This is a genomic window from Cloacibacterium sp., assembly GCF_047601505.1.
Classification (GTDB): Bacteria; Bacteroidota; Bacteroidia; order Flavobacteriales; family Weeksellaceae; genus Cloacibacterium.
Genome location: NZ_JASGJD010000001.1, coordinates 3,103,685 through 3,126,698, shown reverse-complemented (window position 1 = coordinate 3,126,698; position 23,014 = coordinate 3,103,685). Strand labels below are relative to the sequence as shown.

22 protein-coding genes are annotated in these 23,014 nt (G+C 31.8%); 12 read left to right on the top strand and 10 right to left on the bottom strand.

Features of this window, described 5'->3' with window-relative positions; genetic code table 11:
* Positions 1 to 124: 124 nt before the first annotated feature.
* The 5 genes from QM746_RS14155 to QM746_RS14135 all read left to right on the top strand — a co-directional run bounded on the left by QM746_RS14155 (position 125) and on the right by QM746_RS14135 (position 7,408).
* Positions 125 to 1,297 (top strand): proline dehydrogenase family protein, encoded by a 1,173-nt coding sequence (locus QM746_RS14155; protein WP_414984816.1) that lies wholly within the window; start codon positions 125 to 127, stop codon positions 1,295 to 1,297.
* A gap of 160 nt (positions 1,298 to 1,457) precedes the next feature.
* Positions 1,458 to 3,896, top strand: a complete 2,439-nt coding sequence (gene priA, locus QM746_RS14150; RefSeq protein WP_414984815.1) for a primosomal protein N' — start codon at positions 1,458 to 1,460, stop codon at positions 3,894 to 3,896.
* A gap of 201 nt (positions 3,897 to 4,097) precedes the next feature.
* A complete protein-coding gene (dacB, locus tag QM746_RS14145; protein ID WP_414984814.1) occupies positions 4,098 to 5,537 on the top strand; it encodes a D-alanyl-D-alanine carboxypeptidase/D-alanyl-D-alanine-endopeptidase in 1,440 nt (479 codons plus the stop codon).
* Between the two features lie 80 nt (positions 5,538 to 5,617).
* Entirely contained in the window at positions 5,618 to 6,814 is a 1,197-nt protein-coding gene (gene kbl / locus QM746_RS14140) for a glycine C-acetyltransferase (protein WP_414984813.1), read from the top strand.
* A 150-nt stretch (positions 6,815 to 6,964) separates the two neighbouring features.
* Positions 6,965 to 7,408, top strand: coding sequence for a hypothetical protein (locus QM746_RS14135; RefSeq protein WP_414984812.1), 444 nt, complete (start codon positions 6,965 to 6,967; stop codon positions 7,406 to 7,408).
* A 9-nt stretch (positions 7,409 to 7,417) separates the two neighbouring features.
* Here QM746_RS14135 and QM746_RS14130 read toward each other — a convergent pair whose 3' ends face one another.
* Positions 7,418 to 7,873, bottom strand: a complete 456-nt coding sequence (locus QM746_RS14130) for a hypothetical protein (protein WP_414984811.1) — start codon at positions 7,871 to 7,873, stop codon at positions 7,418 to 7,420.
* 77 nt (positions 7,874 to 7,950) lie between these two features.
* On the opposite strand from QM746_RS14130, the gene QM746_RS14125 reads away from it, so the two are divergent.
* Positions 7,951 to 8,382, top strand: coding sequence for a DUF4268 domain-containing protein (locus tag QM746_RS14125; RefSeq protein WP_414984810.1), 432 nt, complete (start codon positions 7,951 to 7,953; stop codon positions 8,380 to 8,382).
* A gap of 195 nt (positions 8,383 to 8,577) precedes the next feature.
* Here the strand turns inward: QM746_RS14125 and gldG are convergent, their stop codons facing one another.
* The 5 genes from gldG to QM746_RS14100 form a co-directional block, all read right to left on the bottom strand.
* Complete coding sequence (gldG, locus tag QM746_RS14120) at positions 8,578 to 10,230, bottom strand: gliding motility-associated ABC transporter substrate-binding protein GldG (protein ID WP_414984809.1); 1,653 nt, start codon at positions 10,228 to 10,230, stop codon at positions 8,578 to 8,580.
* Position 10,231: 1 nt separating this feature from the next.
* Entirely contained in the window at positions 10,232 to 11,284 is a 1,053-nt protein-coding gene (locus tag QM746_RS14115; RefSeq protein ID WP_414984808.1) for a transglutaminase domain-containing protein, read from the bottom strand.
* Positions 11,284 to 12,012, bottom strand: coding sequence for an ABC transporter permease subunit (locus QM746_RS14110; protein ID WP_414984807.1), 729 nt, complete (start codon positions 12,010 to 12,012; stop codon positions 11,284 to 11,286). The genes QM746_RS14115 and QM746_RS14110 overlap by 1 nt, the downstream gene beginning before the upstream one ends.
* Before the next feature lie 83 nt (positions 12,013 to 12,095).
* Positions 12,096 to 12,638 (bottom strand): CopD family protein, encoded by a 543-nt coding sequence (locus QM746_RS14105; protein WP_414984806.1) that lies wholly within the window; start codon positions 12,636 to 12,638, stop codon positions 12,096 to 12,098.
* A 68-nt stretch (positions 12,639 to 12,706) separates the two neighbouring features.
* Entirely contained in the window at positions 12,707 to 13,534 is an 828-nt protein-coding gene (locus tag QM746_RS14100; RefSeq protein WP_414984805.1) for an SAM hydrolase/SAM-dependent halogenase family protein, read from the bottom strand.
* Positions 13,535 to 13,610: 76 nt separating this feature from the next.
* On the opposite strand from QM746_RS14100, the gene QM746_RS14095 reads away from it, so the two are divergent.
* The 3 genes from QM746_RS14095 to QM746_RS14085 all read left to right on the top strand — a co-directional run bounded on the left by QM746_RS14095 (position 13,611) and on the right by QM746_RS14085 (position 15,879).
* Positions 13,611 to 14,570: a PhoH family protein gene (locus QM746_RS14095; protein ID WP_374363040.1), complete on the top strand. Its 960-nt coding sequence runs from the start codon at positions 13,611 to 13,613 to the stop codon at positions 14,568 to 14,570.
* Between the two features lie 172 nt (positions 14,571 to 14,742).
* Positions 14,743 to 15,249, top strand: coding sequence for a DUF3575 domain-containing protein (locus QM746_RS14090; RefSeq protein WP_414984804.1), 507 nt, complete (start codon positions 14,743 to 14,745; stop codon positions 15,247 to 15,249).
* A gap of 72 nt (positions 15,250 to 15,321) precedes the next feature.
* Positions 15,322 to 15,879 carry a porin family protein gene (locus tag QM746_RS14085; RefSeq protein WP_414984803.1) on the top strand — a complete coding sequence of 186 codons (558 nt, stop codon included), beginning with the start codon at positions 15,322 to 15,324 and terminating at the stop codon, positions 15,877 to 15,879.
* 133 nt (positions 15,880 to 16,012) lie between these two features.
* Here QM746_RS14085 and ffh read toward each other — a convergent pair whose 3' ends face one another.
* The 4 genes from ffh to QM746_RS14065 all read right to left on the bottom strand — a co-directional run bounded on the left by ffh (position 16,013) and on the right by QM746_RS14065 (position 20,394).
* Positions 16,013 to 17,374, bottom strand: a complete 1,362-nt coding sequence (ffh, locus tag QM746_RS14080) for a signal recognition particle protein (RefSeq protein WP_414984802.1) — start codon at positions 17,372 to 17,374, stop codon at positions 16,013 to 16,015.
* A gap of 147 nt (positions 17,375 to 17,521) precedes the next feature.
* Positions 17,522 to 17,950 carry a cold-shock protein gene (locus QM746_RS14075; protein ID WP_414984801.1) on the bottom strand — a complete coding sequence of 143 codons (429 nt, stop codon included), beginning with the start codon at positions 17,948 to 17,950 and terminating at the stop codon, positions 17,522 to 17,524.
* A 393-nt stretch (positions 17,951 to 18,343) separates the two neighbouring features.
* A complete protein-coding gene (locus QM746_RS14070) occupies positions 18,344 to 19,711 on the bottom strand; it encodes an ATP-binding protein (protein ID WP_414984800.1) in 1,368 nt (455 codons plus the stop codon).
* The gene (locus QM746_RS14065) at positions 19,708 to 20,394 is read right to left on the bottom strand and encodes a response regulator transcription factor (RefSeq protein WP_414984799.1); all 687 of its coding nucleotides are present in this window, start codon (positions 20,392 to 20,394) and stop codon (positions 19,708 to 19,710) included. Before QM746_RS14065 ends, QM746_RS14070 begins: the two co-directional genes overlap by 4 nt.
* A gap of 251 nt (positions 20,395 to 20,645) precedes the next feature.
* Between QM746_RS14065 and QM746_RS14060 the strand changes: the two genes are divergently transcribed.
* From QM746_RS14060 to QM746_RS14050, 3 genes are read left to right on the top strand one after another with little or no spacing between them, the layout of a single operon-like run.
* Positions 20,646 to 21,974: a hypothetical protein gene (locus tag QM746_RS14060; RefSeq protein ID WP_414984798.1), complete on the top strand. Its 1,329-nt coding sequence runs from the start codon at positions 20,646 to 20,648 to the stop codon at positions 21,972 to 21,974.
* Positions 21,975 to 21,984: 10 nt separating this feature from the next.
* Entirely contained in the window at positions 21,985 to 22,401 is a 417-nt protein-coding gene (locus tag QM746_RS14055) for a Dabb family protein (protein ID WP_414984797.1), read from the top strand.
* 24 nt (positions 22,402 to 22,425) lie between these two features.
* The gene (locus QM746_RS14050) at positions 22,426 to 22,905 is read left to right on the top strand and encodes a hypothetical protein (protein ID WP_414984796.1); all 480 of its coding nucleotides are present in this window, start codon (positions 22,426 to 22,428) and stop codon (positions 22,903 to 22,905) included.
* Positions 22,906 to 23,014 lie beyond the last annotated feature (109 nt).

The following is a 23,014-nucleotide window of genomic DNA, read 5'->3' as shown; positions in this document are numbered from 1 at the left end:
TGTTTTGTTTGGTTTTACATTTATTTTTAGGGGGTTTGTTTCTGTGAAAATATTTTTTATTTTATTCTAATTAATTTTTTTATTCTTTCTTCAATCATTAAATTTGTTGGGTCAAATTAATACTATGTCTATATTCAACGATACTAAGATTGCTTTTGCAGATAGAAGTTCTGCTCAACTAGAAAAAGCGAAATGGATGTTTACTGCTATCCAACATCCCAACCTTACTAATTTAGGAATTAATGCGCTCAATTTTACCATAAAAAATAATTTTCCTTTGGTAGAAGGAATTGTAAAAACTACTTTGTTCGAACAATTTTGTGGTGGCGAAACTCGTGAACAGAGCATGAAAGTGGTGCAGCAAATGTACACCCATCATATTGGAAGTATTTTTGATTATGCAATAGAAGGTAAAGAAGAAGAAGCTGCTTTTGACCTTACTTGTAAAGAAATTAAAGAAAATATCATTTTTGCAATTGGAAATCCTGCAATTCCTTTTGTGGTTTTTAAAGCAACAGGTTTTGGAAGATTAGATTTATATACAGAAGTAACCGCAGGGAAAGAGCTTACAGCATCAGAAAAAGAAGAATGGCAAAGAGTGAGAACTCGCTACGAAGAAGTTTGTCAGATGGCTTTCGAAAAAAATGTAATCTTAATGATAGATGCCGAAGAAACTTGGATGCAAGGTGCTGTAGATGATTTGGTAAACGAAATGATGGAAAAATACAACAAAGAAAAAGCCATTATTTGGAATACTATTCAAATGTATAGAACGGGTAGAATAGAATATTTACAAGCAGATTTAGAAAGAGCAATTTCTAAAAATTATTTCTTAGGATACAAATTTGTACGTGGCGCTTACATGGAAAAAGAGCGTGAAAGAGCTCTCGAAATGAAATATCCAGACCCAATACAACCTACAAAAGAAGCTACAGATGATAATTATAATGCTGCTATAGATTTTGTGATGAATCATTTAGATAGAATTTCGGCATTTTTTGGTACACACAACGAAAAATCTACAGAATTAGCTCTCGATAAGATGAAAGTTCTTGGCTTAGCTCACGATGACGAAAGATTACACTTCGGACAACTCTACGGAATGAGCGACAATATCACTTATTACCTTGGCGAAAACAAATACAACGCTGCAAAATATCTTCCTTACGGTCCTGTAAAAGACGTAGTGCCTTATCTTACCAGAAGAGCACAAGAAAATACATCAGTTGCCGGACAAACCGGTAGAGAACTTTCGCTTCTTAAAAAAGAATTGGAAAGACGAAAAAGAGAAAATTAAGATTCAAAATAATTTTATGAAAAAGCGGGCATTTGTCCGCTTTTTTTATGTGAATTAAGTTTTGATAATAAAAAAAACTTTGCAAATTTGCTTTAAAAATCAATTCTAAATTCCTTATTTTTGTAAAAATCATCACATCACTACTCAATAAATTTTCACTTTGAAATACGCCCAAATTATTCTTCCGCTTAATTTAAAAGGAACTTTTACTTACAAAGTTTCAGAAGAATTTTTGCCAAAATTGGCTTTAGGAATGCGCGTTCTCGTTCCTTTTGGTGGTAAAAAAATATACACAGGAATTGTTGCCGAAATTCACGAAAACGAACCAGAAACTTTCCTCCCAAAAGAAATTCATTCTATTTTGGATGCAGATGCCATCGTTCCAGAAGCGCAATTGCAATTTTGGAAATGGCTTTCGGAGTATTATCTCTGCAACATTGGCGAAATTTATCGTTTTGCGTTCCCAAGTTCTTTAAAATTAGAAAGCGAAACTTATCTCAAAAGAAACCTTAACAAAGAAATAGATTGGGAAGTTTTAGATGCCAACGAAACGTATCTTCTACAAGCTTTGGAAGTGAAAAGTTTGATTAATTTATCCGAAATTGAAGCTTTTATTCCCAAAAAAGAAATCATCAAAACCATCAATACATTAATTGATGAGCAATATATTTTGATTGATGAACAAATTTTCGAAAAATACAGAGTCAAAGAAGTTGCCTATCTTAAAATTGATGAAAATATATTAGGAAATCTTTCCGAAATTCTTCAAAATTTAAACAAAGCTAAGAAACAAAAAGATTTGTTTTTAACGATTTTGCAGTCTCAACAAACAGAAAATCAGCCACTAAGAAAATCTCATTTTTTTGAAGACGGAATTTTTAATGCTTCTCATTTAAAAGGTTTAATAGAGAAAAACTTGGTGTTAGAATATTATCTTCAAAAAGACAGAATTGAAGCTTACGAAGGCGAAATAGAAGAATTAGAGCAACTTTCTGAGACTCAAAAAATAGCTTTAGAAGAGATTAATAAAGGTTTTGAAGAAGGCAAAAACATTTTGCTTCACGGTGTTACAAGTTCTGGTAAAACGCATTTGTATTTAGATAAAATTGAAGAATCGATTTCCAAAGGCAAAAATGTTCTTTTCCTCTTGCCGGAAATTGCAATTACCAAACAAATTACTCAAAGATTAGAAAAAAAATACGGAAAAGCACTCGGTTTTTACCATCAAAAAATGTCAGATTTTGAAAAAGTTGAGGTTTGGCGAAAGATAAAAACCAATGAAATTCAAATTTTAGTAGGAACAAGGAGTTCGCTTTTTCTTCCTTTCCAAAATTTAGGATTAATTATTGTGGACGAAGAACACGATAATGCTTACAAGCCAAGAGAAGTAAAACCGTATTTTAATGCGAAAGATGCTGCGCAAGTTTTGGCTAAATTTTACAGTGCAAAAGTGATTTTGGGTTCAGCTACGCCTTCGGTAGAAAGTTATTTTGCTGCCAAAAATGATAAATTAAAATATGTTTTTTTGGGCAAAAGATTTGGTGAAGTGGCTCTTCCAAAATATGAAATTATCAATTTCAAAGAAGCGCAAGAATCTAAACTTTCGGTAGGACATTTTTCTCAAATTTTAATTGATAAAATTTCTGAAAATCTTCAAAACAAAAAACAAAGCATTATTCTTCATAACAGACGAGGATATGCCAATGTAGTAGAGTGCGAATCTTGTGGCAATGTTACGTATTGCAGCAATTGCGATGTGGTGATGACGTATCACAAAGCTACCAACGAGATGAAATGTCATTACTGTGGACAAAAAGCGCATAAACCAAAATTTTGTCCGAAATGCCAAAGTGAAAATCTAAATGAACGTGGAGTTGGGGTAGAGCAAATTGAAGAAGAAACGCAAAAAATATTCAAAGAAGCCAATGTAGAAAGAATGGATGTGGACAGTATGCGCAAGAAATTTGCCTACGAAAAACTCTACGAAAAAATAGAAAATGGCGAAGCGGAAATTATCGTTGGTACACAGATGATTTCTAAAGGTTTAGATTTTGATAATATAGAATTGGTGGCAATTCCGAAGGCAGATTCTCTGTTGTATGTTCAGGATTTTAGAGCAGAAGAAAGAGCCTATCAATTGATTACGCAGGTTTCGGGCAGAGCAGGAAGAATTTCTGGTAATGGAAAAATTTACATCCAAACGTATAATCCTTTTCATCCGCTTTTTGAACTGATTAAAGAAGAGAATTCTGCTAAAATTTATGAACATTTTCTAAAAGAAAGAGAGCAATTTCTGTATCCACCTTTTGTAAAATTAATTTTGATTGAATTAAAACATCGAAAAGAAGACAAAGTAAACAGAGCATCGCAGTTTTTGAGTTCTGTTTTGCAAAAATATTTGCCTTTGCAATGTATTTTAGGTCCAGAAAAAGCACCAATTGGGAAAATAAATCTTTTGTATCAGTATCAAATTTTACTCAAATTGCCTCGCGGGAAAAAATACAATGAATACAAAGAAAATGTACTGAAATCTATTGAAGAATTTTATGAAATTACTGCTTACAAAAGTATAAAATTAGAAGCTTTTGTTGATGTTTAACAAATTTTAACTTATCTTAGGATAGTTTTAGCTATATCTAAAGAAATTAAAATGGCATTATTTGATAAATTTGCTGCGTTAATAATTGATAATTAGCTTATTGTAGAATTGAAATATACGTTTTGAATATTGAAATCATTCTCTTTTAAACCTTTGATTTTTAGTGTTTAAACAAATTTTTTAAGAAAAATTACTTACGAAATGAAAAGACTGAACAAAATTTTTGCTACTTCGGCGTTGCTTATTTATGGCATTGCTTTGGCTCAAACTTCTTCAGTTCCTTCCGATATAAATTCAGAAAAAAGTGAAAATTCAACTGTAGAAAAAGTTGTGCTTTCGCCAAAAGAACAAATTGAAGAAAATATCAACAGGATGAAGAACGACCCCGTTTTGAAAACGGCAAATTGGGGTTTTGTAGTGTATGACACTCAGAAAAAACAAGTGATTACAGAGTATAATTCTGATACGCCTCTTATACCTGCTTCTACTACCAAACTGCTTTCTACAGATGCTTCAATGGCGCTTCTTGGAGGTAAATTTAGATGGATTACACAACTAGAATATTCTGGCGAAATTTCTCCTGAAGGTACTTTAAACGGTGATTTATTCATTATTGGTAGTGGCGATCCTTCAATCGGTTCTGGTAAAGCTGGAGCTGCTTCTACGGCGAGTATTGCGGCAGATTACTTAGATAAAATTAAAAGCGCAGGAATTAAAAAAATTACAGGAAACATTATTATAGAAACCGCAGTTTATCAGGATGTTAGGTTAGAGCTTCCCGAAAAAATTGTTTGGATAGAACATAATAATTACTATTTGCCGGTTGGAAACACTTCTAGCGTTGACCCAAAATCTGAAAAAGTTGCCATAAAAGCAAAATCTATTTTTGATACTTCTAAAAGATATTTCTATCAATCGCCTTTTACTCATAGAATGGCGTTTACAGAAAAATTTGATGCTAACAGTTTGGTAACAACTATTCCAGCGGCTCATGCTCTTCTTGGGAACACTCTCAGAACCAAACTTATTGCGAGTAAAATCTCTATTTCTGGTAAAGTTTTAACGAGAGTTACAGACCCAAATCCAGAACCTAGAGAGTTTTTGGCTAAATATTCTTCGCCTACAATGGTTGATATTATTTATTACACCAATCAGCATTCTGATAATGCTTTGGCTGAAGCTTTGCTAAAAACGGTTGGCTTTTATAAAACAGGAAACGTTTCTTTAGAATCTGGTAGAGAAACTATTGTGAGACATCTTCAAGACAAAAAATATGATTTTGAAGGATTGAGTTTAATTGATGGAAGCGGACTTTCCCGTGGAAATAAAGTAAAACCAATTTCGCAAGCAAAGTTTTTGGCAGCGGTAATGAAGGAAAAATATTACGATGATTTTTTAACCTCTTTGCCCATTGCTGGCGAAACAGGTACTTTGAGAAGAATGTTTAAGACCAGTGATAATCATGGGCAAATTTTTGCCAAAACAGGAACGCTAAACGGTGTAAAATGTTTAGCAGGTTATATTAAAACGAGAAGTGGAAAAATTCTTACTTTCTCTTTGTTAATTAATGGTTACAAAGGTTCTGTTGACCAAGTGAAATCTAAAATGGAGTATATTCTAGAGCCTGTGGTGAATTTGTAAAATTTAGAATTTATAATACCAAGCCTTCAGTTGATGAAGGCTTTTTTTATTACATTTGTGAAAATCTAAAAATCAAAAAAATGATTTCAGAAAAATATCTAAAACATCTACAAAACGAACTTACAAACATAGAAAATGATGGTCTTTACAAACGCGAAAGAATCATTACTTCTCAACAATCTGCAGAAATTGTTGCTAATGGAAAATCTTTGTTGAATTTTTGTGCCAATAATTATTTGGGACTTTCTAATCATCCTGAAGTAATGAAAGCTTCGCAAGATATTATTGAAACTCACGGTTACGGAATGTCTTCGGTGCGTTTTATCTGCGGAACTCAAGATATTCATAAAGAATTGGAAGCTAAGATTTCAGAATTTTTAGGAACTGAAGATACTATTTTGTATGCAGCAGCCTTTGACGCAAATGGTGGTGTTTTCGAGCCACTTTTTACCGAAGAAGATTGTATTATTTCTGATGAATTGAATCATGCTTCTATTATTGATGGGGTTCGCCTTTGTAAAGCAGCAAGATACAGATACAAGAACAATAATATGCAAGATTTGGAAGCTCAATTAATAGAAGCTTCTAAACAAAATCATCGTTTCAAAATTATCGTTACAGATGGCGTTTTCTCTATGGACGGAATTGTAGCAGATTTAAAAGGCGTTTGTGATTTAGCGGATAAATATGATGCTTTGGTAATGGTTGACGATTCTCACGCAACGGGTTTCATCGGGAAAACAGGTCGTGGAACTCACGAAGCCAACGAAGTGATGGGAAGAGTTGATATTATTACTTCAACTTTAGGAAAAGCTCTTGGCGGCGCTCTTGGCGGTTTTACTTCGGGCAAAAAAGAGATTATTGATTTATTGAGACAGCGTTCTCGTCCGTATTTATTTTCAAATTCTCTTGCTCCAGGTATTGTTGGTGCTGCTTTGAAGGTTTTAGAAATGCTTTCTAAAGACACTTCTCTTCGTGATAAAGTAATGGAAAATGCAGAATATTTCCGTAAGGAGATGAAAGCTAAAGGTTTTGATATTCCTGATGGCGATGCTGCGATAGTTCCTGTAATGTTGTACGATGCTAAATTGGCGCAAGAATTTGCAGAAAAAATGATGGAAAACGGCGTTTACGTCATCGGTTTCTTCTATCCTGTAGTTCCGAAAGGGAAAGCCAGAATTAGAGTTCAACTTTCGGCAGGACATTCCAGAGAACATCTTGATAAAGCGATTTCTGCTTTCGAAAAAGTAGGAAAAGAATTGGGTGTTATTTCTTAAGTTAAAAGTTGAAAGTCAGAGGTCAGAGGTCAGAGGTCATTGCGAGGAACGAAGCAATCTGTTGAATTACAAAAAATTAAAATAAATATTTTTAAAAGTGGACGAAAGTTCACTTTTTTTTGTATTTTTATTCGAATAAAACTAAAACCTATGAGAAATTTTTATTTTAAACTTATTATTTTATCGTTTTTTGTTTCTTGTATATCTAAAACTACTAAAATAAATCAATACACTAAAGGCGAAAATGTTGTAAGGCAAAGAAATGGTGTTTGGGAAGAAACTTATACTTCTGATATTGGCGAATTAGTAGGAAAAGGAAAGTTTAAAAATGGTGAAAAAGTTGGACTTTGGGTTACCACTTATCAAGGTAAAGTTTACCAGAAAGAAAGATTTAAAAAAGATTTTTGTAAAGTGAAAATCTATCACCAAAATGGTAAAATAAGCGAAAGAGGACAAACAAAAACCATGAAAAGCGATAATTCAAGGCATTGGTTCTATGATGGGCCTTGGAAAATTTACAACGAAAAAGGAAAACACATATTTACCCGAATTTACAAACAAGGAACTCCGTTAGATAGTATTCCAGCAAAGTAAAATCTTAAATTATTTTTTAGATTTAAATGGTTTTTCTTTGGTAATTACCAATCCGCTGAGGTAATTTCTATCTTGATAAATCCAAACACTTAGGTATTTTAAATCGGGATTTTTTTCAGTTTTTGCATTGAAAACAAATAATTCATAAGGATCTTTGTTGATAGAATATTTGTTGAGATGTGCTGAATCAAAATCCAGTAACTCTATTTTCCCGAGTTCTTCATCGTTTTTTTTGCAAATACTTTCTAGTTTTTCATCAAGAAACATTTCAAATTTTTTCGCAATATTATAATTTTCGAATTTTGAATAGTTTTTGTCTTCACATTTTTTTAGAAAATCAAGAATGAAATTCTTAGCAATCGTTTGTCTTTCAGTATTAATGTTTTTCTCCGAAATCTTCTTATAATAGCTTTGAGCATTAAGAAAAGAACTTAAAAATAGAGAGATGAAAAGGAAATTTTTCATAGTATTTAGTTTTTTAATTTACTCAAATATACAATTTTTCCCTATTTTCGCAAACTATCAATTATCAATCGTAAATAATGTTCAGTAAAGAAGAAGCCGCAAAGATTAAAAAAGAATTTTGGACCAGTTTTGGGAAGTCTTTTCCTAAAAAATGGATTTTGTATGATACCAAAATTAAAGATTTTGCCTTCAAATTTTATTGTGACAACAAAAAAGCTGAGGTTTCAATTGATATTGAAATAAAAGACGAAATTTTTCGAAATGCTTATTATGAAAAATTGTGGTCTCTTGAAGGAATTTTGGAAGAAGAACTTGGGCAAGAAGTTTTCAAAGATGAGTTTTATACATTAGAAAACGGAAAAATAATTTCCAGATTTTGGGTCGAAAAACATAACGTTTCTATATTCAACAAAAATACTTGGCAAGAAATTTTCGAATTTTTTGTAGCAAAAATGTCTGCTTTTGAGCAGGTTTATTGGGAGTATGAAGAGTTTATAAAAGATGTTTAGAAGTCAAAAGTCAGAAGTCGAAAGATGGAAGATTTTTGAGATAAAATAAAAACACTTCACTTTTTTTAAGCGAAGCATTTTTATATATTTTTTATTAGAATAAATCTTTGCGAGCATTGCGTAAAAAATTGCGTAAAAATCTTTGTGACTTTGCGTGAAATAATTCTGTGAAAATCTGTGTTTTCTGTAAAAAATCTACCCAAATTTCTTCTTACGAAGCCAATAGAAAATTCCACCCAAAAGTCCTAAAATTGCTAATGGCGTTAATAAATTAAACCATTGCCAGTTGGTTTTTTCTTCGTCTATTCTTCGTTTGTCTAGCAATCTGGCTTCAATATTTCGGTTTCTAAGGTCTATTAAATTGCTGTCGTCTAAAAGCCAATCGAGGCAGTTTCTCAAAAATTGGTCGTTGCCATATTGTTGTTGAGTAAGTATGTCTGCGCCCAAAGGTAATGGTTGCCCTTTCATGGTTTGATTTCTGCCAACATCACCATCAGAAATAACAATCATTTTGTTATCCGAAGAGCTGTTTTTGAAATTAGGAAAACCATTTTTCTCACTTCTTGTGGCATAAGCAGAATTAAATTTACCTTCTAAACTTACAGCAAAAATTTTGGGAGTTGTAGGTTTTTCCATCATCGAAAGGCTGTCTAAATTTGCCATTTCTGAGAGTTCTACATAATTAGGAACAGATTTTAGAGTTGTTCTTTCGCTAGATTCGAAGAGAACGTTCGTTTTGATGTTTTTTCTTCCTAAAGTATCAATAGAAGTAGGAAATTCAAATTTTACAGGATTTATATTTCTCGAAATTGGATTTTTATTTTCGTTAATTCCCAACGGAAAATAAGGCCACATAAAATTATTGTAAATAGGATTGCCCGAAACTTCGCCCGCCTGAACTCTTATTAAAGCCGATTTTTGAAAATCTTTTACTAAAGAAGGATTAATTCTTACGCCATAATTAAAGAAAAAATCGGTCATATTAATATCAATTGGATATGCCATTAGTTTTCTTTTCGTCATTAAGGTATCCATTTCTGCATTTACGGCATCAATCATCCAAAGCGTTTTGCCGCCGTTCATAATGTATTGGTCTAGAATTACTTTTTCTGTATCAGTAAAGGCTTTTCTAGGTTTTGCAATTATCAAAGCATCCATTCTTTTTAAATTGGGAATGTCTTGCATTGTTAATTCTTTTTTGTTGACAGGAATTACAGGGCCAGCGTTGTAATTTTGAAGTGCCATATCCATAAAACCTCTAAATTCGCCAGGTCTTAATTCGTCTTGATTGATGAGAACTCCAATGTTTTTTCTTTTTTCTGCAGTTAAAGATTTAATATTCGAAGCAAAATTATATTCTAAACTTTCTATAGATTTGGTTAATTGTTCCGAAGCATCAATTCCAGATTGAGAAATAATAAGCGGAATAGAACTTCCGTAACCTTTGTATTTAAGAGCGGCATAAGGAAAAAGCACAATATTGGTAACTTTTCCGTCTTTCATGTCTGGTAACATAGAAGGTTGCATTCCCATTGCCATTAAAGTGTCTTGAGACATTTTTGTAGCAATTGGGTCTATAAATTTAAAATCTATTTTAGGATTTACTTTTCTAAATTCTTCCAGAATAAATTTGGTTTCGTTTTGCAATTGCTTGAAATTTGCAGGAAAATCTCCTTCCAAATACACATCAATCGTTAATGGTTCTTGCACAGATTTTAAAGTAGCAATGGTAGCATCAGAAAGGGTGTAGCGCTTTTCTTTGGTTAAATCAAAACGATGAGAAAACACACCAAATGCTCCTAAAAGTAAAACAATGGCAGGAATAATATATTTTAAGTTTTTTTTCATTTTATTTGGAAACAGTTATTTTAAATTTAGCTACTAAATTATAATCGAATAAAATTTCTATATAATTTAAATTTTCGTTATCTACAGTAATATTGAAAGTATAATTGTTTTTTACTCGTTGATAATCAATGTATTTTTGTTTTTCTAGAGCCTTTTTATTTAACTCTCTTTTTTCATTTACAATTCTCCAGATGTTTGGGTTTTTGTACAGATTTGTATTAATTTGAATTTTATCTACTAACTTGTCATAATTAAATTCAAATTTTATTGTTTCTCCTTTTTTAACATTTATAATTCCAGATTCTGGTTTCAAAAACCTTAAATATTGCATTTGATAAGCTTCAATGTAAGGCTGGTTTTTGTAATATTCTTTCGAAATTCCAGAATCGTTCATCCAATTTTTGTCTTTTGGATAGTGATTCCTAAAAAAATCTTTATTGTTGGTAAGCCAATAATAATTATTGAAATTTTTCACAAAAGCATCTAATTTTCCTTTTTTATTTTTTGTGCAATATCCAGAAGCCCAAGTTAAATCTATGTTATAATATTCGTTGTCAATTTTAATAGAATTCCATGCATGGTCTAGAATTCCCATATTTCCAATTTGGTTTGGAGAATTTTTAATATATCCTTCAATAATTGCAGAATTTAGATTTGCAATGTTGCACATTCTTTTAAAAAGTCTAGAATAACCATCACAAACTGCCATTTTTTTACTTAAAACTCTATCAATAATATCATTATCAATTTTTGAGATTTTTTTTTCGCAATCTTCTTTTCCTTTACATTTTATCTCAATTGTTTTCCTTTTTTTATTATAAGTTTTATAATCGTAAGCAATATTATCCGTAATCCAAACGAAAATTGCTCTATATTTTTCGGTATCTGTTTTATAGTTTTGGGTTAATTGATTCACTAATTTTGGTAAATCGTTTTCATATTTAATGGTTCTTGCTAAAGAATCTATTTCTTTAAAGTTTTGATTTTCTTTTGTTTGAGCAACAAAAAATAAAGAAATTACTGTGAAAATAAATATGAAAGGTTTTCTAAACATTACTTTTTCTTCTCTACAAAATATTTAGACAAAAATAGGCTCAATCCAATTACAAAAAGGAAATAAAATACATCTTGTGTATCTATTAAACCTCTTGTAAATGCCATAAAATGATGATAAAATCCAAGGTTTTGAAGTATATAATCTGCACCTCCCAAAAGTTTGAAGTTTGCCAATTGTTCAATTCCAAAATACAATATAAAATTTAGGAAAACGCCTAATAAATAGGCCATAATTTGATTGGAAGAAAGCGAACTTGCCAAAATTCCTATGGCGGAAAAAGTGGCAATTAGTATTATCAATCCAAAATAACTTCCTAAAGTTGCTCCTAAGTCTAAATTACCTTCCGGAACTCCCAGAACATAAATAGAATAGAGGTAAACCAATGAAGGCAACAAACATAAAATTCCGACCAAAAATACAGCGAAAAACTTACCAGAAACTATTTCGGAGATTTTTAAAGGTTGAGAAAAAAGCCATTGTAAAGTTCCGTTTTGTTGTTCTTCGGCGAAGGATTTCATTGCCAAAGCTGGAATAATGAATAAAAACAACCACGGCGAAAGTGTGAAAAAGCTTTGCAAACTGGCAGTTCCAATGTCGAGAATATTAAAATCGTTCTCGAAGAAAAATAAAAATAATGCGGAAACTAATGAAAAAGCGGCAATAATAATCCATGCGCTCCAATTCCCGAAATAACTCCAAAGTTCTTTTTTTAGTATAGCAATCATATTTTTGTTGGGTGTTAGATGATGGGTGTTAGATGTTTTCTGAAGATTTCAACCTACATCAAACATCCAGCATCCAACAAAATTTATTTTTTCTTATTCACAAGTTTTACTGTAATCATAATTAAAGAAACTATAACGAAAAATCCTACAATTAATTGCCACCAATATTCTATGGTTAGGGTTTTCATAATTACCGTGAAAACTACTAAAAACAAAATGAAAGTTGCAATTTCGTTGGCTTGTCTTAGTTTTATGTTGGGTGTTTCTAGTTCTTTGTTGTTTAAGGATTTAAGTTTGAGAACATTTTTCCAGCACCAAAAATGATAAATACCTAATCCTGTCAAAAATAATATTTTGAGATGAAACCAACTCATTTTAAGTAAACTAGGGTTTAAAATAAGCATCCAAATTCCGAAAATTGCCATCAAAACTGCTGCAGGAACGGTGATGATGTTCCATAATCTTCTTGCCATAAAAACATATTGTTCTCTCAAGATTTCTTTCTTTGGAGATTCAAATTCATCTGTATCTTTATAATACACGAAAATTCTTACGAGATAGAAAATTCCCGCAAAATAGCTTACCATAAAGATAATATGCAATGCTTTTATAATTAAATAAGTCATGTCAATTTACAATTTACGATTTATGATTTTAAAACTTCCAGCATCCAACTCCCAACTTCCAGCACAATTCATTCAAACTGAATATAAATTTTATCTCCTACTTTTAATCCGAACAAAGTATTGGCTCCATTTCTGCTGGTGCCTTTATAAATGGTGATTTCTAATAAATCTTGTTCGTTAAAAATGGCAGAAGCTTTACCGTGATATTCGGTTTCTTTTTCCCAGTCTGTTACAATGTCGGTGTATTTTCTATGAATGTTTTTGAGTAAAATATTTCTGATGTTAATTTCAAAATTATTAAAATTGACAGCCGTTTTTTCAAAATAATTTCTCGGAATATTGGTAACGCAATTTCCAAAATTGTCAACATACATTACCTCGCCAATCATAATATTTTCGGTTTCTTTGAAATAAGGTTTTTGGAAGGTAATTTCTTTGTATTCTTTTATTTTTCTGCCGATAAGTTCTGGCAAACCACCATTGTTAAGATGCGCTGCAACTGGTGCAAAAATATCTACACTGGCAAATTTTACATCATCGTCGAACCTATTGTTAATAGTGATTTCGTAGATGGCTTCGGGTTTTAAATCGTGAAAAATTAAACTCAATAAACCATTATCTGCTGCAATAAAATAATGTCCGTCTGCTTTTACTAAAATATTTTTTCGGTCTTTATGAAAAAAACTATCAACAGAGATAATATGTATGCTTTCTTTTGGGAAGTTAAGATAAGCATTTTTTATAATATATGCGGTTTGAACCAAGTTATAAGCACCAATTTGGTGAGAAATATCTACCAACCTGCAATCTGGATTTAGTTGTAAGATATTGCCTTTAATTGCTGCAACTCTGTGGTCCACCGTTCCATAATCTGAAGTTAAAGTAATTATTGGCATTTTTTAATGAATAATTGTTTGAAAAAACAAAGATATTGCTTATTTTTGGTAAGATAAAATTTAAAAACAGAATATCTTGTACGAACTCACCTATGAAATCACAGGCATTAATACCAAAACTTTTTATGGTGTTAACAATCAGTTTTTTAATCTGATAAAATCTAGTTTTCCTACACTTAAAATTACGGGCAGAGACCATTTTATTTTTGCTATGGGAAATCAAGAAACTTTAGATGTTTTTAAGCAAAAATTAGAGGATATAGTAAGCTATATTTCTAAGAATAATTCTATTGAATTGAAAGAGCTAGAAAGCATTTTGAAAATAAAAGACGAAGCCGAAAAGCAATTGGTTTTCGACCAAGATATTATTGTAAAAGGTGTAAATGGTAAAATTATAAAAGCCAAAACTACCAATCTAAAAAAATTGGTAAAAGATTCTGAAAAAAAAGACATGGTTTTTGCAATTGGACCTGCCGGAACTGGTAAAACATACACCAGTGTAGCCTTAGCTGTAAGAGCACTTAGAGATAAAGAAGTGAAAAGAATTATCCTAACCAGACCGGCTGTAGAAGCGGGCGAAAGTCTAGGTTTTCTTCCAGGTGATTTAAAAGAGAAATTAGACCCCTATTTGCAACCTTTATACGACGCGCTTCGTGATATGATTCCTCACGAAAAATTAGAAGGTTTTATAGAAAGAAAAGTGATAGAAGTGGCACCATTGGCTTTTATGCGTGGTAGAACGTTAGACGAAGCTTTTGTAATCTTAGACGAAGCTCAAAATACTACTCATTCTCAGATGAAAATGTTCCTTACCAGAATGGGTATGAATGCTAAATTCATTATTACAGGAGATCCTTCGCAAGTAGATTTGCCACCAAAACAACATTCTGGTTTAAAAGAAGCAATGCGCATTTTGAAAAATGTTCCTGAGATTGGTTTTGTACATCTTACAGAAGAAGATGTGGTGAGACATCCTGTGGTTAAAAAAATTATTTTGGCTTATAATGCTGAAGAAAAGAGGCAAAGAGAAGAGTAATTTTCTTTCAGTTTTAAATGTATAAATCGTTGTGATTTGTATATAATTACAAGTAAAAAAGAGCTAAATTGAAGTTTTGAGATATTTTTATATTAAAAATGTATTTCTTTCTTTGATTTAGCTTTATTTTTTATATTTTTGTCAAAATAATTAAATCAAAACTAATAACACTATGAAAAAACTATTCCTTTCTTGTGCTTTAGCTCTTTTCGGGGTTGTAAATGCCCAACAAAATTCTGTAAAATTTAATCCTTTAGCTGTATTCGGAGGTGCTAATATGTTTTCTTATGAGAGAGCAGTAAGCGAACATTCTGCTGTAGGAGTAGGAGTTGGTTTTTCGTCTTATAAAATTACAGATGTAGAGTATAATTCTATTGCGGGTTCTTTGTTTTATAGATATTATTTTTCCGAAGTCTTAAAGCGTTGGTATGCAACTGGCGGTGTGAGTTATTATTCTGGAAAAGTGAAATATGATGGAGACAAAGATAATTATGGCTCTTTTGCTATTAACGGAAAATTTGGCTACCAATGGGTTTGGGATAGTGGTTTTACTTTAGATTTAAGTGGCGGTTTGGTCTATAGAACTTATACTTATGATGCTAATTCTCCTGATACTAGCGTATTAAAGGCAAGTGGTATTGGACCTGCATTTGGTTTCGGATTAGGTTATACTTGGTAACATATCGATTTTTTTTTAACTAATTAACAATAACTATAACCACATTCTGTTGGTTTTTTAAATTTTCACATTATGAAAAAATTATTTTTAGTAGGTGCATTAGCACTTTTTGGAGCTATGAATGCTCAAGTTAAATATGGAGCAAAAGCAGGTTTAAACATTGCTACACTTAATGGTGATGTAGAAGGTGCAAAATCTCTAGTTGGTTTTCACGTAGGTGGATTTGCTCAAGTTCCTCTTGCAGCTAAGTTTACTTTTCAGCCAGAAGTTGTTTACTCTGCACAAGGAGCTAAAGAAGATGGTGGAAATGGGAAATGGAATTTAGGTTACATCAATGTTCCATTAATGTTCAAATATGCATTAGCAGAGAAATTTAATGTAGAAGCAGGTCCACAGATTGGTTTTTTAGTTAGTGCGAAAGCAAAAGAGGAAGGGGTTTCTATTGATGTTAAAGATGCGTTTAATACAATTGATTTTTCAATTGGTTTAGGAGCTTCTTATGACATTACTGACAAATTATCAGCAGATGTAAGATATAATGCAGGTGTATCTAATTTAATTAAAAATTCTGAGGGAGATGATAAAGCTACTAATGGAGTTTTCCAATTTGGTTTAGGATATAAATTTTAACATAAAATTTAATTCTTTATATGAAACCGCTAATTTTAGCGGTTTTTTTGGTTATAAGAAATAAAAAAATCAGACTAGAAAATTATTCTAATCTGATTAATCGTTTATTATTTTGATAAATTATAATTAAATCTTACTTCCCGAAACCTCCCATTCCTGGCATATTAGGCATTCCTTTGCCCATCATTTGCATCAATTGTCTTCCTTGTGGGCCTTGCATCATTTTCATCATTTTACCCATTTGGTCGAATTGTTTCATCAATGCATTTACATCTTCTATTTTTCTACCACTACCTTTGGCAATTCTTTTCTTACGATTCATGTCGATAATAGAAGGTTTTCTTCTTTCGTCTGGCGTCATAGAGTGGATAATGGCTTCAACATGTTTGAAAGCATCATCATTAATATCTACATCTTTTATCGCTTTTCCTACGCCTGGTAACATCCCCATAAGGTCTTTCATGTTACCCATTTTTTTAATTTGCTGAATTTGTTTTAAGAAATCATCAAAACCGAATTCGTTTTTCGCAATTTTTTTGTGAAGTTTCTTCGCTTCTTCTTCATCGAATTGCTCTTGAGCTCTTTCTACCAAAGAAACTACGTCTCCCATTCCTAAGATTCTGTCTGCCATCCTTTCTGGGTAGAAAAGGTCTAAAGCTTCCATTTTTTCTCCTGTTGAGATAAATTTAATTGGTTTATTCACTACAGAACGAACGGTAAGTGCAGCACCACCTCTGGTATCACCATCTAATTTGGTAAGAACCACACCGTTGTAATCTAAAACATGGTTGAAGGCTAGTGCAGTGTTTACGGCATCTTGTCCTGTCATAGAATCTACTACAAAAAGGGTTTCTGTAGGTTTTACCGCTTGGTGAACTTTTCTTATTTCGTTCATCATTTCTTCGTCTATTGCAAGACGACCTGCGGTATCTATAATGATAACATCGTGTTTGTTCTCTTTGGCAAATTTAATTGCGTTTTCTGAGATTTCAACAGGATTTTTATTTTCTATTTCTTTGTAAATAGCCACTCCTACTTGGTCTGCCAATACCGTTAATTGGTCTATCGCAGCGGGTCTGTAAACATCACAAGCTACAAGAAGAGGATTTTTGCTTCTTTTTTGTTTTAAATAAAGGGCTAGTTTTCCCGAAAAAGTAGTTTTACCAGAACCTTGCAAACCAGCAATTAAAATAATAGTGGGGTTTGCAGAAAGATTAATCCCTTCTTGTGTTCTTCCCATTAAATCTACTAGCTCATCATGAACAATCTTGGTCATCAATTGTCCTGGAGTAATAGACGTTAATACGTTTTCGCCAATAGCTTTTTCTTGAACTCTTTTGGTAAGGTCTTTAGCAACTTTATAGTTTACATCAGCATCTACCAAAGCACGGCGAATTTCTTTCACCGTTTCAGCTACGTTAATTTCGGTAATTTTTCCGCGTCCTTGTATATTTTGTAATGCTTTATCTAGCTTGTCCTGAAGACTATTAAACATAGTTTATGATTTTAAGATTTGCAAAAATAAGGAATTTTGTTGGTTAAAACATTTTCTTACAGTCAAAAAAACAAAAACGGTTTCTTATGAAACCGTTTTTAGTATTATTTTGTCGTAAATGTTTTGCGTTTTAAAGCAATACTTAGATTATTTTACCAATTGAATATTGATTGCAGAAAAACCTTTTGCTGATTTTTCTTTTTCAAAAGAAACTTTGTTTCCTTTTTTTAGAGGAACTGGGCAGTTGTTTTGATGGAAAAATACATTTTCTTTGCTATTGTCCTCGGTAATGAAACCATAACCTTTTTCGCTGAAAAAAGTAATAATTCCTGTTTTTGTAGTGTCTTCAGGAGTTATTGGAGCAGCGCCTAATTGTATATCTTCCAGAGAGATTTCGTCTCTTTTTTCTGGTGGAGTATTGGTAATTCTGCCATACTCATCTACATAAGAAAACATTTCTTCAAGGTTTTTCCCTTTGTTGTTGTTTTCTTTACGCTCTTCTCTTCTTAGCGCTTTTTCTTTTTGTTTTTGTAATTTTTTCTTAAAATTTTCTTTCTTTGAAAAAGAATCTGCCATAAATAATGCTCTTTTTGTTTTAAAATTAGTGTTATACCAAATTAATTTTGGTCTTTTTTTTACATAAGAGAATTTGTTTTTGTGTAAATTCAAAAAAAAATTCAGCTTACGTTATATCTTACTCTCGAATATTGATAGTGAGATTATAATCTTATTTTTATTCTGTTCTGCTCAATAATAAAGATTGAGACTAAAAAAGAGGTTGCTTAGAAGCAAAAACTGAAAAAGAAATAAAGAATATTCTAAACAGTAACAGATGACTTAAGATACTAACCTAGTATTAATAATATTGCAAAGATACACAAAATAAATGAGTTAACCTAATTGTAAATAGTTGATATAGGTGTATTGTGTTGAAATTTAGGGGTTTATGTTGGTATTTGTATTTTTTTGTTATAAATTCTTGTTTCGGTTTAAGATAATGCTAAAAGTGCTTCCAACGCCTATTGTAGAAGTGAGATTTATTAAGCCATTATGCATATTGATAATTTGTTTTACAATTGCCAACCCTACACCATTTCCTTTGCTGGTATTTTTGTTGCTTCCGCGGTAGAATAGATTGAAAATTAATTCTTGGTCTTCTTTTGGGATGCCATATCCATGGTCTGTGAACTGAATTTCAACTTTGTCATTTTTAATCATAATTTCTATGTTACAACTGGCGTCTGCCGAATATTTGCAGGCATTTTCCATCAAATTAGAAAAAGCAACTTGTAAAAGATAAGGGTTGCCAATGGTGCTATATGAGAGTTCTGCATCTAGATTATTACCATAGCTAATATTGATTTTGTATGAATTGTTTTTACTGATGAGATTCAATTTGGTTTCCATTAAAACCTCATCAATTCTTAGGTTTACCAATTTAATCTGAGATACATCATAACTTGCTCTAGCAAAGTCTAAAAGAGCGGAAGAAAGTTCTGAGGCTTTTTCGGCATCTTCTAAAGCATTGTCTATAGAAAGGCGGTAATCTTCTATGCTGGTATTGAGTTCTTTTGCCAATTCTAATTCTGCAATAAGTGTAGAAAGGGGAGTTCTGAACTCATGAGATATAGTAGAAACGAAGTTTTTATGATTGTTGAATGATTTTTCTAATCGGTTGAAAGTAGTATTAAATGTTTGTGCCAATTCGAAAATTTCGTCTTTAGATTTAGGTAAATTAATTCTTTTGTGTAGATTTTGCTCGGATATATCTTTAATCTGAACGATAATGTTTTTAAGCGGTTGTAGTGTATAATATGAAAATAGAAAACCAATGAAGAAAACAATACCTACAGAAATTAGATACAGAATAACAATGTTTTCTTTAAATTTTTTAATGTGTAATAATCCTGTTAAATCGGTTGCTTTGCCAATAATGTAATAATTTTCTCCATTAAAAGAATAAATAATTCCTAAATATTGATAATTTCCCGAAGCCCATTTTACTCTGCCTTTTTGTTTCAGTTTTTCCAAAATTTTTGGATTTCCTAGCGGTGGACGTTCGTCTGTAAAGTAAAGATTTCCTTTGTTGTCATAGACAGAAATATCTGCTTCGTTCAAGAGAATTTGGTTTTGCTTGTGCAATTTTCTCAGCATTTCTTCAGATATATTGGCATCAAAAATAAACTCTGCTCGCCAAGTTACTTTATAGTCTAAACGGTCATAAAATTCTTCTTCTCTGTTGTTTTCGGAGGCAATATAAACTCCATACGCAAAAATAAAGAGAATGGCTGCGGTAATAAAACCGTACGCAAGTGCTGTTTTGGTAGCTATTTTCATAATTTATTGGTAAGTATAAAACCCATTCCAGATTTGGTGTGAATAAGTTTTTTGCCAAAATCTTTATCTATTTTTTTTCTTAGATAAGCAATATAAACGTCTATATAATTGGTGCCTGTGTCAAAATTATTGCCCCATACATTTTCTGCTATTTCGTCTTTAGACAATACTTTTTCGGCGTTGCTCACGAGAAAATGCAACAAGCTGAACTCTTTCGGAGTAAGGTCTATTTGCAAGTGGTCTCTGTACACTGTTTTGGTGTCTTCTAAAATTCTTAGAGCGTCATACACGAGTTCTTTTTTTTCTATAATTTCGGTATTGCCATTTTTTCTTAAAAGCAAAGCTTTTATTCTTGCGTAGAGTTCTCTTATTTCGAAAGGTTTTACCATATAATCGTCTGCACCAGCATCGAAACCATCTAGTTTTTCGTCTATCGTTCCTAGCGCTGTAAGCATAATAATGGGTATTTCTTTGTTTTTGGTTCTTACTTTTTTTGTAAAAGAAATACCGTCTATACCAGGAAGCATAATGTCTGTTACTATTAAGTCGAATTTTATCTTTTCTAGTAATACCAAGGCATCTTCTGCATCTTCTGAGATGTAAACTTGATATTCCTGACTTTCAAGACCTCTTTTCATGAGGCCAGAAACTCTTGCGTTATCTTCTAGAATTAATATTTTCATTGTTAACTTAAAATGCAAATTTACAATATAATAAACTCATTTATTGTTAAATAAGACTCGCTTGGAGTGATTCTAATGAAATTCTAATAATGAAAACTTCGGTTAAACGTATTATTGTTTGGTTTTCATAGGTTTATTGAGGTTTACGATAGCTCTAATTGTTTTCTAAAATTTTTCTAATTATTTTCTAATCACCATCGGGCTTTTCTCAAAATAACTTTGCATCGTGATAATAACAAAAAATAAGTTATATGAAACAGATGTATTTTAAACTAGGTTTATTGGCAGTAGTGTCTTTGGTTGCAACCAGTAATTTAAAGGCGCAGAAAAAGAATGATTTTGGTAATCCTTCTTTAACTCATTACTTAAACCAAGAAAAAACAAGAGCAGTTTCCTTTAGTGGATATGCAGAATTATGGGCAAGATATACTCAACTCAACCCAGGTAGTTTGGTGAATTCAGAATTAAGAGATAATGTTTCTGATTTGTCCTTGAGAAGAGTAAGAGTTAAGATGACTTATCAGCCTACCGAAAAACTCCTCTTTGTTTTACAAGGCGGAACAACTAATACTAATGTAAGCTCTAAAACCAATCCTACTTTTGAATTGTTAGACGCTTATGGAGAGTATAAATTTAATGATTATGTAGCCTTTGGTATTGGGCGTTCTACATGGAGAGGACTTTCTAGATTTACTACAGGACCTCTTAATACTTTATTGTACGATTTGCCTGCTTATGCTACTTCTAATACAGGTATTACAGACGAGGTGGTAAGAGAGTTTAGTGCTTATTTAAAGGGTAAAATAGGAAGGTTAGATTATCGTTTGGTAGTTGCAGACCCTTATACAAATGTCATTTCGGATCCTAAATACAATGTGGCTACTTTTAGTAAAAATGCTCCCAATAAAGATTTTTCTGGGTATTTTAAATACGATTTTTTAGATAAAGAAAGTAATGCGTCGCCTTTTAATTCGGGTACATATAACGGTAAAAAGAAAGTGTTGGCATTGGGTGCAGGTTTTAATTATATGCACAATGCTCTTTGGCACAAAGACTTAAACAATACTGTGAATAATGACGATATGAAAAGTTTTGCAGCAGATGTTTTCTATGATGTTCCTATTAACAAAGAAAATGGCTCTTCCATTAGTGCTTATGGTATGGCAATGAGGAATGATTACGGGCCAAATTATGTAAGATATGTGGCTACTAATAATCCTGCAACAGGAGTTGATGCTTCTTTAGCTAGTTTAAATGGCGGGGGTAATGCGATGCCAATAGTAGGAACGGGTAATACATATTATTTTCAGGTAGGAGGCACTTTGCCTTATTTCAATAAGAGCAAAAGTACACTTCAATTACAACCCGCAGCAAGTATTATGATAAACGATTTAGATGGACTTAAAGATAAATCTATTGTTTATGATGCTGGTGTTTCTTTGCTATTCAATGGGATGTCTTCTAGATTAACTTTTGACGCTCAAAACAGACCAATTTATACTCCTGATGTTAGTAATAATGCTGTAGTAAGCGATAGAAAATGGCAATTTGTTCTGAAATATAGAATAGATTTTAACTAAAACTACTACAATGGAAAGAAGAAAATTTTTATTGAAATCTATTCAAACTTCTGCGCTGTTATTGATTTCAGGAAATATGTTTGCCTCTGCTTTGCCAATGTTTAACGCTAAAAAAAATAAAAAAGTGTACTTTCATTATTTATTGTTTTGGCTTAGGAAAGATTTATCCGAAGCTGAAGTTGAAGAATTTAAAAACTTTTTTGAAGGTCTTAAAAAACTACCTTATCAAAAAAATCTCCGCTACGGAAAACCTGCTAACTCTAGCCCTAGAGCAGTTTTGGATAATACTTTTACCTATAATGCTTCTATGGAATTTGATAGTTTAGAAGAATTAGAAGCTTATGGTCAACTTCCAGAACATCTTGCTTTGGTTCAAAAATACAAACCATTTTTTGAGAAAATGATGGTTCACGATTCTATTTACTAATTTAAAATTAAAATAACTTTCAAAATGAAAAACATTGTAAAAACTCTATGTTTAGGACTTGCCATTTTTGCTGTAAACAACGCAATGGCTCAAAAAAAACACCACAAAATTGAAGTTGAAGCTTCAGAAAATACCCCTAATTATATTCCTGCAGTACGCTTGATAAATAATGAAGATGGTAGTTGTAAATTCGAGAAAGGTTATATCCCTACTTTGAAACATACTAATACTACTACTTTTTGGGTAAATAACAAAACGGAAGAATGGGAAAAAAATGCACACCCAGCGCCAAGAAGACAATATGTAATTACCTTAAAAGGGAAAATTAAATTTAAAGTAAGTGATGGCTCTACTTTTATTATAGAACCAGGAACTATCCTATTGGCAGAAGATTTAAAAGGAACTGGGCACAGTTGGGAAATGGTAAAAAGCAAAGAATGGGAGAGATTATATGTGCCGATTGCTGAAAATGCTGATGATTTATTTGTAGCGAATAATAAATAATTTTTTCATGTTTTTTTGTTTTCACTCAGAGGCAGTCTTTTATAAGGCTGTTTCTTTTTTTTTAAATTGAAAATAATTTAAGACTTAATTAAGTTGAAGAAAGAATTCG

Coding starts and splice junctions, on each gene's coding strand:
- QM746_RS14155 (WP_414984816.1), top strand. CDS start 125: ATGTCTATATTCAACGATACTAAGATTGCTTTTGCAGATAGAAGTTCT.
- dacB (WP_414984814.1), top strand. CDS start 4,098: ATGAAAAGACTGAACAAAATTTTTGCTACTTCGGCGTTGCTTATTTAT.
- kbl (WP_414984813.1), top strand. CDS start 5,618: ATGATTTCAGAAAAATATCTAAAACATCTACAAAACGAACTTACAAAC.
- QM746_RS14135 (WP_414984812.1), top strand. CDS start 6,965: ATGAGAAATTTTTATTTTAAACTTATTATTTTATCGTTTTTTGTTTCT.
- QM746_RS14130 (WP_414984811.1), bottom strand. CDS start 7,873: ATGAAAAATTTCCTTTTCATCTCTCTATTTTTAAGTTCTTTTCTTAAT.
- QM746_RS14125 (WP_414984810.1), top strand. CDS start 7,951: ATGTTCAGTAAAGAAGAAGCCGCAAAGATTAAAAAAGAATTTTGGACC.
- gldG (WP_414984809.1), bottom strand. CDS start 10,230: ATGAAAAAAAACTTAAAATATATTATTCCTGCCATTGTTTTACTTTTA.
- QM746_RS14115 (WP_414984808.1), bottom strand. CDS start 11,284: ATGTTTAGAAAACCTTTCATATTTATTTTCACAGTAATTTCTTTATTT.
- QM746_RS14110 (WP_414984807.1), bottom strand. CDS start 12,012: ATGATTGCTATACTAAAAAAAGAACTTTGGAGTTATTTCGGGAATTGG.
- QM746_RS14105 (WP_414984806.1), bottom strand. CDS start 12,638: ATGACTTATTTAATTATAAAAGCATTGCATATTATCTTTATGGTAAGC.
- QM746_RS14100 (WP_414984805.1), bottom strand. CDS start 13,534: ATGCCAATAATTACTTTAACTTCAGATTATGGAACGGTGGACCACAGA.
- QM746_RS14090 (WP_414984804.1), top strand. CDS start 14,743: ATGAAAAAACTATTCCTTTCTTGTGCTTTAGCTCTTTTCGGGGTTGTA.
- QM746_RS14085 (WP_414984803.1), top strand. CDS start 15,322: ATGAAAAAATTATTTTTAGTAGGTGCATTAGCACTTTTTGGAGCTATG.
- ffh (WP_414984802.1), bottom strand. CDS start 17,374: ATGTTTAATAGTCTTCAGGACAAGCTAGATAAAGCATTACAAAATATA.
- QM746_RS14075 (WP_414984801.1), bottom strand. CDS start 17,950: ATGGCAGATTCTTTTTCAAAGAAAGAAAATTTTAAGAAAAAATTACAA.
- QM746_RS14070 (WP_414984800.1), bottom strand. CDS start 19,711: ATGAAAATAGCTACCAAAACAGCACTTGCGTACGGTTTTATTACCGCA.
- QM746_RS14065 (WP_414984799.1), bottom strand. CDS start 20,394: ATGAAAATATTAATTCTAGAAGATAACGCAAGAGTTTCTGGCCTCATG.
- QM746_RS14060 (WP_414984798.1), top strand. CDS start 20,646: ATGAAACAGATGTATTTTAAACTAGGTTTATTGGCAGTAGTGTCTTTG.
- QM746_RS14055 (WP_414984797.1), top strand. CDS start 21,985: ATGGAAAGAAGAAAATTTTTATTGAAATCTATTCAAACTTCTGCGCTG.
- QM746_RS14050 (WP_414984796.1), top strand. CDS start 22,426: ATGAAAAACATTGTAAAAACTCTATGTTTAGGACTTGCCATTTTTGCT.